At 41.6% G+C, this 13,804-nt stretch carries 10 protein-coding genes; all 10 read left to right on the top strand.

Going from position 1 to position 13,804, the window contains the following annotated elements:
* Positions 1–220: 220 nt before the first annotated feature.
* The 10 genes from B3V56_RS00615 to B3V56_RS00570 all read left to right on the top strand — a co-directional run bounded on the left by B3V56_RS00615 (position 221) and on the right by B3V56_RS00570 (position 13,789).
* Complete coding sequence (locus tag B3V56_RS00615) at positions 221–415, top strand: hypothetical protein (RefSeq protein ID WP_289283261.1); 195 nt, start codon at positions 221–223, stop codon at positions 413–415.
* A gap of 96 nt (positions 416–511) precedes the next feature.
* On the top strand, positions 512–1,963 hold the full coding sequence (locus B3V56_RS00610; RefSeq protein WP_289283260.1) for a cytochrome P450: 1,452 nt from the start codon (positions 512–514) through the stop codon (positions 1,961–1,963).
* Between the two features lie 199 nt (positions 1,964–2,162).
* On the top strand, positions 2,163–2,441 hold the full coding sequence (locus B3V56_RS00605; RefSeq protein WP_289283259.1) for a type II toxin-antitoxin system RelE/ParE family toxin: 279 nt from the start codon (positions 2,163–2,165) through the stop codon (positions 2,439–2,441).
* Positions 2,441–2,734, top strand: a complete 294-nt coding sequence (locus B3V56_RS00600) for a HigA family addiction module antitoxin (protein WP_286304161.1) — start codon at positions 2,441–2,443, stop codon at positions 2,732–2,734. Before B3V56_RS00605 ends, B3V56_RS00600 begins: the two co-directional genes overlap by 1 nt.
* Positions 2,735–3,133: 399 nt before the next feature.
* Positions 3,134–4,783, top strand: a complete 1,650-nt coding sequence (locus tag B3V56_RS00595; RefSeq protein ID WP_289283850.1) for a ShlB/FhaC/HecB family hemolysin secretion/activation protein — start codon at positions 3,134–3,136, stop codon at positions 4,781–4,783.
* A gap of 22 nt (positions 4,784–4,805) precedes the next feature.
* A complete protein-coding gene (locus B3V56_RS00590; RefSeq protein WP_289283849.1) occupies positions 4,806–10,511 on the top strand; it encodes a hemagglutinin repeat-containing protein in 5,706 nt (1,901 codons plus the stop codon).
* A complete protein-coding gene (locus tag B3V56_RS00585; RefSeq protein ID WP_289283254.1) occupies positions 10,508–11,113 on the top strand; it encodes a hypothetical protein in 606 nt (201 codons plus the stop codon). The genes B3V56_RS00590 and B3V56_RS00585 overlap by 4 nt, the downstream gene beginning before the upstream one ends.
* Before the next feature lie 59 nt (positions 11,114–11,172).
* On the top strand, positions 11,173–11,529 hold the full coding sequence (locus tag B3V56_RS00580) for a hypothetical protein (protein ID WP_289283253.1): 357 nt from the start codon (positions 11,173–11,175) through the stop codon (positions 11,527–11,529).
* A 180-nt stretch (positions 11,530–11,709) separates the two neighbouring features.
* Positions 11,710–12,165 (top strand): BLUF domain-containing protein, encoded by a 456-nt coding sequence (locus B3V56_RS00575; RefSeq protein WP_289283252.1) that lies wholly within the window; start codon positions 11,710–11,712, stop codon positions 12,163–12,165.
* 169 nt (positions 12,166–12,334) lie between these two features.
* The gene (locus tag B3V56_RS00570) at positions 12,335–13,789 is read left to right on the top strand and encodes a catalase (RefSeq protein ID WP_289283251.1); all 1,455 of its coding nucleotides are present in this window, start codon (positions 12,335–12,337) and stop codon (positions 13,787–13,789) included.
* Positions 13,790–13,804: the final 15 nt, after the last annotated feature.

Below are 13,804 nucleotides of genomic sequence, written 5' to 3'. Positions count from 1 at the left end.
TCCGGGATCAGTAAACCACTACAAGTGAAACACTTAATAAAAGATAATCAAAATTTGTCGGAAGAAGAATTAAGTGTGTTGTGTATGCTAAGAGAGAGTTTAAAGCAAAAGTCTTAATCCATTAGAATCAACGTAGATAAGGAATCAATAGAATCATATCGTTTGATTTTATACATATAGATTAAATTAATTTTCATCGTCATTTAAGCAAGGATTGCTCATGACCAGATTACCAAGACTATTCAAAAAAGATTGTCCACAATATCTCATTCAACGTGACAATTTTCATCAAGCTGTTTTCTTTTCTGATGAAGATGACTCAGTCTATTTATTTAAGTTCAAAGACTTCTCCAAGCGGTTTGAAGTAAAAATTCATCCTATAAAAATCAAACATTCTGACCGTATTGGTTCTTGAATTTCCTCATTAACACTGTAATTCGAAGTAGACCCCCATTGCATTTTTCATCAAGGTAATTAAATGCGTTTATTTAAAAATATCTGACAGCAAATCATGGATATTAATCCATTTAAGGGTGATGTTTTACCGTCACGTGTATATCTATTTGAAAGAGGGCGGCCATGTCTCCCTTTTCCTCATCTTTTGAACTACAAAACGCCTTTGGCACTCTTCGATGCTTTTTATACAAATGCTAAATCACCTGATTTGTTTGAGCGTGATAACCGCTATTTATATGTGATGGGTATGCCACTGGTTTTCATTACGCGTGATCCAGCCGTCATTAGAGCTGTTCTTCTTGCTACAGGCGATAAGCCCGGACAATTTGATCGTGATACGACACCCATGACTGGAATTGCCCGTGTCACCGGAGTCAATTCTCTCCTATATGCAAACGGCAAAGTATGGCGAAAACAAAAACAGATGTCAGCGGGGCCTTTTGGAAAAGGCTCTCTGTTCCAACCTGAAGAGTTTCATGAGTTTGAGAAAACGTTTCGTAAAACGATAGAGAAACGATTAATCGTTTTACGTGATGCGCAGAAGATGAGTAAGAAAAACATTTCTCGCGTCGGAATTGAACAGGAAATTCAACCTATCATGTTGGAAATGTTAGTGAATAATTTCTTTGGTGGTTCGGTTGACTATAAGGAGTTACGGGAACGGTATGTCCCTGCGTTACTTTCGTTAATTGATTACATGATTACTAATACCGTGGCACCTAACCTTTCGGCTATTCATCAATTTATTACGGGAAAAGGAGCTGATGTAAAGCGTTGGAGGGAAGCCCTTGAGGACTTAACTGACATTGCACTTTCTGGCAGAGGCGAAAAGTCAGGACATTGGAAAAACTTCATTGATAAAGTTGAAGATGAAGAGGCATTGCGGAGCAATATCAGAGTATTTCTAGCCGGGGCTTTAGAAGCGACTTCATCGTTTGCGACTTGGACGTTATCTCATTTGTCACGACAACCTGAGTTGCAAGAGAAGATATATAACGAAGTAAAAGACATTGATGTTTACGATCCTGAAAGCTTAACCGAAGCAAAATTGCTTAATCAGTGTTTGAATGAAACCTTACGTTTAACCCCCTCACTTTATTTTTTTCCCCGGAAAGCCACGGCCGATACTTGGCTTAAATTAGACGATACAAGAAAAATCATGATTCCCAAAAATACCACCATCCGACTGGATATTTGGAATGCAAACCGCAACGAAGCTTTTTGGGGCAAAGAGGTTTCTGGATATCCGGCAGACGTTTTTTCACCTTTACGCTGGGATGAGCTGACGCGTCGAGGCATAACGCGTAAAAATTTAACACATTTTGGATTTGGTTTAGGAGCTCGTGTATGCCCGGGGCAATTTCTTGGTCAGTTAGAGGTAGGGCTAGTGGTCGGCGCTTTTATCAAGGTATTCAAATTTAAAGCTGTTAATAATGCATCTGGAGTACGGGCTGGAGTCACAACCAAACCAGGTGATGGGACTTTAATGGATCTCGAACTGCGATAACGCTTATAGACCCCGATCTTGATAACCTAGGATATTTGGACCAGATTAAGACTATTAAGATTAACCTGACCCAATCGTGGCCGAATGTCGCAAAGTAAACTAATTGTAAATACTGCGGGGATTTTGTGTTGCTCAGCCGGAGTTTGCAACGGTAGGCGCGTTAGTTGTACCTTGTTGCGCAACGCGCTACAATTGCTTCATGATTAAGTCATTTAAACATAAAGGTCTGAAACTCTTTTTCGAGAAAGGCAAGACATCAGGCATACAAGCAATACACGCAAAGAAACTTCGTATGCAGTTAGTTGCTATTCATACCGCACAAGAAATAGATGACGTTAATCTACCAGGTTTTTTTCTTCATCCTTTAAAAGGAGAAAGAGCCAATATCTGGTCTATATCAGTTAACGGTAACTGGAGAGTAACTTTCGAATTCAAAGATGGTAATGCTTACATCTTAAATTATGAGGATTATCACTAATGATTATGCATAACCCACCACACCCAGGTGAATTTATTGAATCCATCTACATGGAACCACATGGGATTAGTTGCAGAACACTTGCAACACATCTTGGTGTCGCGGCTTCAACACTCAACCGGATTGTTAAAGGCAAAAGTGCTGTAACGCCCGAAATGGCCTTACGTCTATCCAAAGTACTGGGGCGAAGCCCTGAAAGTTGGCTTAGCATGCAAGACAACTATGAACTCTGGCAAGCTAAGCAAAATATCAACTTAGATAATGTGCAGCCAATAGATGTGCATGTAGCCTAACAAGACAACCAAGTTTACACGCTACCGTTCAGGAATATTTGGGCGCAGGTTATAAACGTTTAAAAGTAGCCTTACAAAACTGTGGCCGAATGTCGGAAAGTAAGCTATTTCGATCTGACTCAAAATACTACTTGATATCACCATCCTTGTGAGTGGTGTCACAAAACTGCAATATTTGTCCTCTTATGCAGTAGAAATCATTTTTTGATTTGATTAGATTGATCATGTTGTGCATGGATGCGCGCGAAAAAATATTTCTAAACCGTCATGGAGGACAGTCAGAATGAATCAATTTCCTTGTAAATTCCAATTTGATATTTATCGCGTTTAGGCGCGATGAAGACAATTACATGCTTGTGGCATATAGCTATATGCTGCTTTTCATTGATCCTGTCTTCCTTGAGTCTGCCTGTTTTCTCACAAACATTACCTGATATTGATGCAGCTAAAGAGCAGCGGCAAGAAAAACAATTAGAAGCGCTACGCCAGCATCAGGAACGGAAACCCGACATCAGACTTGAGCGTGATAATGTGGACAGTCCGGGCGATATACCTTTAGATGAAGACCCCTGTTTTATCATTGAAGAGATTTCATTAACAGGTGATGAGTCATCGAGATTTCAGTTCGCTATTCAAGATGTCTTGCATCAACATCCAGAGATCATGGGGCGATGCTTGGGAATTCAGGCAATTAACCGAATCCGAGCAGAGCTACAAAACAGTGTCATAAAAAAAGGATTTATCACGACACGTATATTGATAGAGCCTCAGGATCTTAACTCTGGCGAGTTGGTATATAGCCTTATTCCTGGACGTATTAGTAATGTCGATCCTGATAATTTGGTGTCCAGGTTAACACTATGGTCAGCTTTACCGAGTAGTGAAGGCGACTTGCTCAATGTGAGAGATCTCGAGCAAGCAATGGAAAATATGAAGCGTATTCCTACTGTGGATACGAATATCGATATCAAACCGGATGATACGGAAAACAGTCAGCCTGGTGATAGTCAGCTGATATTTGAACACAAGCAGGCAAAGCCATTCAGGATGACACTGTCATTTGATGATAGTGGTTATGAATCAACAGGGCGTTTTCAGGGTTCCGCCACCTTATCTTTGGATAATGTGCTGGGAATCAATGACCTTATCTATCTTAGTAAAAATAAAGACTTTGGTGGCAAGGGGAACGTCGGCGGCAGTCAGGGTGAGACTGCTCATGTTTCTTTTCCTTTTGGTTACTGGTTAGTGGCATTTACAAATAGTGAATATGAATATGATCAACGCATTGCTGGACTCAACCAGACCTATGTCTACAAAGGAGAGAGCGAGAGGCAGCAGCTTGCTCTAAGCCGAGTGTTATATCGTGATCAGTTGTCGAAATTAACCGCTTCATTGACCGGCTATCATCGACGTTCAAATAACTTTATTGATGATACTGAAATTGAGGTTCAACGCCGGAAAAGCGCTGGCTGGATTGCCGGTGTGGATTACCGTCGCTATATCGGTACATCCACCATGGATGCAGGTATTTCATATCAGCGAGGAACAGGTGCTTTTCACGCTATTGCTGCACCAGAGGAAGCCTTTGGTGAAGGTACTTCCAGACCCAAAATTATTAAAGCCTATTTCAATTGGTTTCTGCCACTGCAATTAACAGATTATCAAATACAGTTGCAGTCAGAGTGGCAGGCTCAATGGAATAAAACGCCATTGGTGCCGCAGGACAGGTTCTCAATTGCAGGGCGATACACCGTCAGAGGATTTGATGGTGAGCAATCCTTATCTGCTGAACGTGGCTGGCTTAGTCGTAACACCATCACTTTTCCCATAGAGCGTCAGCAACAGTTGTATTTAGGGGCAGATGTGGGACATGTCAGCGGTTCATCAGCAAAATTTTTATTAGGACAAACGTTGGTGGGCGGCGTGGTCGGATTCAGAGGTCAATGGAAGGGCCTTTTTTATGATGTGTTTGCAGGAAAATCTTTTTCAAAACCAGATGGTTTTGAGGACGGGCGACATCTTGGATTTAATCTGACCTATCAATACTGAACGGATTCAGGGAGATATGATCATGGAAGATCGTTTCAATAAAAACTATTTAAGCGTACTGATTTCAGCTGCTCTTTTTAGTTCATCACTTTATGGTGCTGGTGCTATGGCGGCTGGGATTACTGTCGATCCATCTGCGCCGGCAAATCAACAGGCCATCATTACGCAAACAGCAAATGGTTTGCCACAAGTTAATATTCAGACGCCCAGTTCAGCAGGGGTATCAAGAAATAAATACAGCCAGTTTGATGTTAGCAAAAAAGGCGTCATTCTTAATAACAGCGCCAGTAACGTACAGACGCAACTGGCTGGCTGGGTACAGGGCAACAGTCTGCTTGCAGGTGGCACAGCCCGAATTATTCTGAATGAAGTGAATTCACAACATCCCAGTTATCTGAATGGACCAACGGAAATTGCTGGAAGCAAAGCACAGCTTGTTATTGCTAATCCTGCTGGTATCAGCTGCGATGGTTGTGGTTTTATTAATGCAGACAGAAGCACGTTAACAACTGGCCGAGCTTTGATGAATAATGGCCAATTGAATGGTTTTCTAGTGGAAGAAGGCAAAATCAGTATTCATGGCGCTGGACTAGATGACAGTGGTACAGCCTATACTGACCTGATGGCCAGAGCCGTGTCAGTCAATGCCGATATCTGGGCAAACAATCTCACTGTCACCACAGGAAAAAACCGGGTTAGTACCACTAACGACATCATAACTAAACTGGATACTGATGATGACCAGCCTAACTTTAGTGTTGATGTCAGTGAGCTCGGCGGTATGTATGCAGGCAAAATCCGTTTAATCGGCACAGAAGACGGCGTTGGTGTTAAACAGTCTGGAGAGATAATCGCTGAGCAACGTTTAACGCTGACAACAGATGGGCGCCTAATAAATTCTGGTGCGATGAGAGCTGAAGGTGCTGGTTCTATCGCAACGGCTGAACTTCAAAATACCGATTCTGGCGAAATTATCTCAGACAATTTACAGATAGTGGCTGATTCGATGATAGACAATGAAGGTCTAATCAATGTTGGTCAATTGCTTATAGAGTCTGAGACAGTAAACAATCAGCCAGACGCACGTATTTATGCTGATAACGCCACGCTCAATACAATAACAATCAATAATAATGCCATCTTGGCTGCCAGAAACAATGTGTCGATATCGACCGAAACTCTCTTCAATAATGAGAATGCGGAAATAGTCAGTCAGGGCAATATACAGATTGCTGGCGTCTCTATCGGTGATGCATTGACATCAGCTCAACAGGTGATTAATTCAGGTGGGCGGATCGAGGCTTCAGGGGATATAGCGATAAATGCTGATGAGCTAAAAAATCTTAATGTCGGGATCAGTACTGAGTGGATGACAGACAGTATTGAGCGAATCATTGAAGTGCAGCCTGAGGGTTGGGCACATAAATATGATGTGAGTCGTTTTCCATTGATTCATAACCATAATGTAGAAGGCCAGCCTTTTACCGATGAGAACGGCAATATCATTCGCTACTTCGAAGACTATACCTATTACGACTACACGGCTAAAACACAAAGCACACATATCATCAGTTCTGCACCCGCCAAAATTATTGCGGCAGGTAATATTGAGCTAAAAGGCGATGTACTCAATAGCGATAGCCAAATTGTGGCAGGTCAAAAGCTGAATATCTCAGGAGGAAGACTACAGAATACTGCTACACCAGGACAAAAAAGAGTCAGTTATAACGGTACACGTCAGTTCAGGGATTGGGATGGAAATGATGAAGAGCTCGATTTTGGTGGAATAGCCCCCTACAGTCCAGCCACCAAAAACACCGAGTTTAATTTAGGAGTCAGTCTACTGGAGCATAGTCATGCTGATATCAAAAGCCTGGCGAATATCCAAACGATAACGATTCCAGTTTTTAATAATGCCATGTTCAGCTTTGTCGACAACCCGACGCAGTTTTATATTGAAACTGATCCACAGTTTCTGGATTACAGAGATTGGTTGAGCTCAGATTATATGTTGCAACAACTCGCCTTTGATCCTGCCAATACAATGAAACGTCTAGGTGATGGTTATATCGAGCAGCGCTTAGTCACTGAACAAGTTGCCCAGTTAACCGGGCATCTCTACCTGAGTGAATATAACGACCAGCAGACACAGTTTATGGCATTGATGAATGCAGGTGTGAGCGTGGCAGAAACACTTCAGTTAACACCGGGTGTGGCAATGACAGCGGAACAAATCGCCCAATTAACGACAGACATTGTTTGGTTAGTGAATACAGAGCTGACACTGGATAATGGCGAGGTAATCACTGCCTTGGTACCGAAAGTGTATATCAAGCCTGAAGCAGGTGACTTGGCTCCAGAAAGTGGTCTGCTGGCGGGGAATGAGGTGACCTTTGATGTACAAAGCCAAATATTTAACTCTGCCAGTATCAGAGGTCAAAAAAACGTTTCATTAGATAGTGAGCGTTACCAACAGCGTGGTGGAGATGTTCAAAGTCAGTCTATTGCTATCAATGCGACAGATATCACGATGGACGGTGGCACTTTAGCGGCCAATCACTCACTTTCACTTGCTGCTGATAACGATATCAATATCAGCAGTTCAATGACTCACAGCAAGCAGGATCAAGCTAACAGCCATTTCGAACGAGACAATATTAAGCGATACGCCAATCTTTATGTGTCTGATGAAACGGGTCAATTAATCGTTGATGCCCAGCGTAATGTTGCACTTAATGCAGCGAATATCGATTTATCAGGAGAGCAGAGCCAGACGCAGATATCTGCTGGACAAAATTTAACATTGGGCACTGTCAATGAGTCAGAAACAAATCTGAGCATAGTTGATAGCCGTGATTTTAATAAGATGTCTGAGCAAAAAGATAGAGGCACATCACTTCGTACAAATGGTGATGTCAGTTTGATGGCAGGAAATACTCTGCAAATCACAGCTGCAGATATTAATTCTCAACAAGGTAAGCTTGAACTCACGGCAAGAGAGGTCAATATTGATAATGGTGAAGCCCGTTATCAATCAGATATTGCCACCTATACTAATCGTTCGAGTGGCTTTAGTACTCGAAAAAAACAACAAAGAGATATATTCAGCCAGCAAACATCTGTGGCATCTTCATTAACAGCCAAAAATATTGCTGTTAACTCTGCAACGAATATCAATGTGAAGGGTAGTCAGGTTCTGGCTGATGAAGGCATTCAATTTAATGCGTCAAAAGATATTAATATCGCGGCTGCAAAGCAATCATTTACTGAGTCCCACTATATAAAAGAGAAAAAATCAGGTCTTTCAGGCACAGGTGGTGCGGGCATCAGTATTGGCACCCGAGAAATGAATACGGAAAATGACATCAAGCAACTGGTTCACAGTAAATCAACTATAGGGGCTTTAAATGGTGATATTTCCATGGTTGCCGGAGAAGCCTTTCATCAAAAAAACAGTGATTTGATTGCAGCGAAAAGTAATGTTGATGTTAGGGCAAAAGATATCAATATCACGAGCCTATATGATAAAACCGAAACAAAGCAGGTAACGGAGTTTTCGCAAAGCGGTTTGTCACTATCGCTAAAAGCGCCGGCTATTTCTGTCGCCACCCAAGCGTATCATCATGCTTTGGGAAGTGTGGAAGAGGACAAAAAGAAAAATCGCGTCCTGAATGGCATTACGGCCTATGTTCAATCTAAGCAACTCATTGAGATGGGGGAGAACACGCTAGATCTTATCAATGAAGGCAAATCCGATGAAGCCTTATCCACCTCAGGGATAAAAATAAGTATCAGTATCGGTAAGTCAGAGAGTAAAACCCAGACGCAGACCCAATCACAAACTTCACAAGCGAGCACCATTCGGGCGGGTCAAAATGTGCGTTTAACGGCAACAGATAAGGATGTGGCAGTCACTGGTAGTGATATTTTGGCGGATGGTGATATTACCATTGATGCTGCTAAGGATATTCATCTTTTAGCCAGTCAAAATACACAACAGCAAAACACCAAAATGACATCAAGTAGCGCCAGCATTGGTCTATCTTTGGGCATTGGTCAGAATACTGGCTTAAGTCTTGATATGGCGATGAGTAAAGGAAAAGGCAAAACGGATAGTCAGGGTGTGTTTTATCAAAATAGCCACATAGAAGCTGCAAAAGCGTTATCCCTAACCACTGGCCATGATCTCAGTTTGATTGGTGCACAAGCCCAAGGTGAAAAAGTATTTATCGATGCGGGGAATAATCTCACCCTATCCAGCTTACAGGACAGTCATTATTTAAAAGGTAAAGAATCCAATTCGGGGATGGGTGTCGGTATTGGTATAGGAACGTCCATGTTTTCATTTAACCTTCATCACAATACTCAAAAATCGAATAGTGACTATCTCAGCGTGAATGAACAAACGGCCATTCTCGCTGGGCAAGAGGGGTTTGATATTCATGTAGGTGCTCATACTGAATTAGATGCTGCGCTTATTGATAGTCAAGCTTCAGCGGACAAAAATCAGATGATTACCGCCACCTTACATACGACAGATAAAGAAAATGCGATGAGTGCTGAAGTGAGTCAACAAGGGTTTAATGTTGGCTCTGATGCCTTCTCTGGAAAATATGGCGTGTTAAAAACGGCGTCTCAGAATTTAAGTAATAAAGGCGAAGCCAGTGTGGATGATGCCAGTTCAACATTAAGTGCAATCGCGCCTGCAGAGATCACATTAATCGATCCTGACAAACAACTAGCTGTATATGGCAAAACAGCAGAAGAAACGATCTCGGATATCAATAGAGACACGGACAGTACGCACCGAAAACTGAATATAGCGGATATAGACCTACTCAAAGATAAGGCTGAAGCAGAGCAACTTTCCAAACAGTTAGTTTATGAAGCTGCGACGGTATTTACCGATGAAGCATTCAGAAAAATGTTTCTGACCAAGATCGAGTTTTATCAAGTGATGCGTGATGAAAATGGTGAAGTCATTAAAGATGAAAATAATGAAGCGATATGGAAAAAATTAACGGATGAAGAAAAGCAAAATTTAAAACCCGGTAAAGATAATAAGGTACATATTTTTAATAACGGCATGTTTAATTCAGTCGATGCGGCAAAAAAACTGGCACTGCAAAATCATCAATCAGACTATTTGATTCATTTCCCATTAACCAATAATGCCTTATCGGAGCTAATGGTTGCCGGTTACCAGAAATTTCTTGAAAGCGAAGGTTTTGGACTCACGAATGCTGTTAAAGAAAATATTAAGGTGATGGCTAAATACGGTAAGACAGGACTTATTATTGATGCGCATAGTCGAGGTGGAATGACAACAGGTAATACCCTGCGCTTTATCAATGAAAATTACAATGACAATTTAATCCTAAAAAAACTAGATATTTATACTGTAGGCTCAGCATTCAATAATCAACAGATGGCAGATTTATTGAGTGAAAATTCTAGTGGAAACGGTAAGGTTTTTGCTCAAGTTCACAAAGACGATTTTGTAGGTACTTTCATTGGTAGTAATGAAGCTACTGGGGGCACTACTCCTGATGGTAGTACCAGTTTTATTGAAGGACTGAAATCGCTCTTTTTTGATGTCACTGTGCATAATAGTTATGGGGAGGGAAAGCCTAATGGTGCTAGTAAAAAATATTGGCAGGATAGTCCCGATGGGAAAGCTAAATTTATCTTAATACCAGCAAGTAACAAGGAAGTGTTAAATAAATGATAAAAAAACAACTCGTTATATTGATCTTTTATATGTTTGTCACTGCATGTAGCTCAGTATATCAGCAACAAGATTGTGGAAAAGAAGGAAGCAATGAATGCCAGAATGGATCGGGCGGATATGTTCTTATAGAACCAAAGATTGATGAGGACTATGTCAGAAAATACAATATCCCATCACTGGATTTATACAAAAATAAAATAAGTATTGTAAAGACCAGCAATTGGCAAAAAGGTGATTTAACACGTAAAGAACGTGATGAGGCACTTTTAGAATGTGGCTCCAGTGATATCTGGTTGTCAAAAAACTATGCCTTAATGAAGACATTATCTCCTGATGAATATAACGGTAAGCTACTACTGATCAAACGCTGCATGCTTGATGATGGCTTTACTTTCCTTGGTGATTTTTCACCATGTGAGAATGATCCTATTCCTGCTTGTGAACTACCTGCTCCAAAAAGAGATATCAAAAGACGGCTTGATAGTGGGTATTGTATTCGCGATGCTTATCTTACGGAGTGTCAACCTCAGTCGCGTGAACGTATTCTCAATACTGAACAATGCAAGCGTTATCCTGAGGTGTATTACTGTGATGTTTGAGTATGTCCAATCCAGCCAAGCATTTTCTTTTTCAAAACTAAGATACATGGAGGTATCAAATGACTTATTTTTCCAGAATTATTATCACTATTTTTATTTGCAGTCTGGCGGGTTGTTCTATGTATAAGGTCGTTCCAGACCCGCTCTGGGATGCTTGGCATAAACGAGGCAGTGATAAAGATTCAACCATAAAAGACATGAATGAGTGCGGATATAGTAAAGATTTAAGAAGAGGAGCGGATCTACCTAACAGCAAGATTGAACCTCTTCACCGCTGTATGGAAGAAAAAGGTTATAAGTTTGACTTTAGTAGTTTTCGAGCGAATAACTGTTACGGTACAAATGCGCCTTATCCGTGTCGTGTTTACTGGGGTGGCGGTGCAGCTGAATGGGAAAAAGTGACGCCAACAAACTAGATTAGGTTTGTTTGGTGAGGGGCAGGCAGATGACGAGAGCATTAGTGCTTGTCCCTTACTTTTTTTGTTTAACAGGATATTCTTTCACCACATTTTTAACTCACGTTAAATCATAGAAGTCGATAGGGTGTTACTTTCACCTCCAAAATTGTGAACTTTATCTAAAAATGAAGTGACTTAATGTTACTTGATTGTCATAAGTTCAGTCAGGAGGTGCTTTTGTATTCCATTACTTATGTCAGTTCGGCTACCCATGCCTTTTCTCAGGAGCAGTTATTTGAGCTGCTGGATGAATGTCGTAGTAATAACCTTAGAGAAAATCTTACTGGACAGCTGCTGTATAAAGATCAAGAGTTTATGCAAGTTCTGGAAGGTGAGGAAGAGCCACTGAAGTTTACTTTTGAGAAAATTTGCTGTGACAAGCGCCATAAAAATATTCTCATTTTAAACGAGGGGTCCATCGGCCATCGTGAGTTCTGTGATTGGACCATGGGGTTTTACAATCTGGATAATGAATATGAGCATCATATTCCCGGCTACAGTGACATTTTGAATTACCCACTGACAGGGAATGAATTTCAATCACAGCCATCATTAGCCCAAATTCTACTTCTATCATTCAAAGATACTTATTAGTTCAAGTTAAATAATGACCAAGAGAATGGTGACCGTTTTATATTAATTTCACCTGCCCATGTTAGGGTTGAGTGATTAAAGTCTATTCGAATCAAATACAGTCTGTTTTGGTTCAAGCATGCAGCACGGTTTTTCAGAGAATCTTATAAATTAAGAGAGGAGAGACAACATGAGCACGAAAGATAACAACAGAACAACGACTGATTCCGGTTTACCTGTCTCCAGTGATGAACATTCCTTAACCGTTGGCCGAGATGGCCCGATTCTGCTTCATGATTTATATCTTATTGAGCAGATGGCTAATTTTAATCGCGAGCGAATTCCAGAACGTCAGCCTCATGCTAAGGGCTCTGGTGCGTTTGGTCATTTCAAAGTGACACATGATGTTAGCCAATTTACCAAGGCTGCAGTGTTTCAACCTGGTACCGAGACTGAGGTTCTAGCTCGGTTTTCAACTGTGGCAGGTGAGCGAGGTAGTCCCGATACCTGGCGCGATCCTCGTGGCTTTTCACTTAAGTTTTATACGACGGAAGGTAACTATGACATGGTGGGGAACAATACCCCCGTGTTTTTTATTCGTGACCCGTTAAAATTCCAACACTTTATCCGCTCTCAAAAACGTCGTGCTGATAACGCAATGCGTGACCATGATATGCAGTGGGACTTTTGGACCTTGTCTCCAGAGTCGGCGCATCAGGTGACGTGGTTGATGGGGGATCGTGGCATTCCCAAAACATGGCGTAACATGAATGGCTATTCCAGTCATACGTATTTATGGGTGAATGATAAGGGCGAAAAGTTTTGGGTGAAATATCACTTCAAAACCAATCAGGGCATTGATTTTCTGACTCAGGACGAAGCTGATACGCTGGCGGGTAAAGATGGCGATTATCACAGACGCGATTTGTTTAATGCGATCAAAGAAGGGAACAATCCTAGCTGGACCATGAACGTTCAGATTATGCCTTTTGAGGATGCGAAAACATACCGTCTGAATCCATTTGATTTAACGAAGGTCTGGCCTCACGATGATTATCCATTGCATGAAGTGGGGCAATTAACGCTGAATCGTAACCCGACAGATTTTCATACTGAGATTGAACAGGCCGCATTTGAGCCAAGTAATTTAGTGCCGGGCATAGGGATTAGTCCTGACAAGATGTTACTGGGTCGTATGTTTTCTTATGCTGATGCCCATCGCCACCGTTTAGGGGTGAACTATAAGCAGATTCCGGTGAATGCGCCGAAATGTCCTGTGAATAGTTATAGTAAAGATGGGGCCATGCGTGTACAAAATGTCACTGATCCTGTTTATGCGCCTAATTCTAAAGGTGGGCCGAAAGCTGATCCTGAAAACTATCCAGAAGACACCACATGGGCGGCCAGTGGTGAGTTCACACGCGAAGCTTACACGCTACGCGAAGATGATGACGACTTTGGTCAGGCCGGTATTTTAGTTCGGGAAGTGATGGATGATGCGCAGCGTGATCGTCTGGTATCAAATGTGGTTGGCCACGTGAGTGATGGTGTTGAAGAACCCGTATTATCACGCGTCATTGAGTACTGGAAAAACATTGACAGTGATATCGGTGAACGTATTGCCAAAGGCCTAGGCAAAGCATAAACCAATAGTTTGTCA

Origin of the sequence: Methylophaga sp. UBA2513, assembly GCF_002341285.1 — a bacterium.
GTDB classification, from domain to species: Bacteria; Pseudomonadota; Gammaproteobacteria; order Nitrosococcales; family Methylophagaceae; genus Methylophaga; species Methylophaga marina.
The sequence above is the reverse complement of the archived record's forward strand: the minus strand, read 5'-3'. Positions and strand labels throughout refer to the sequence as shown.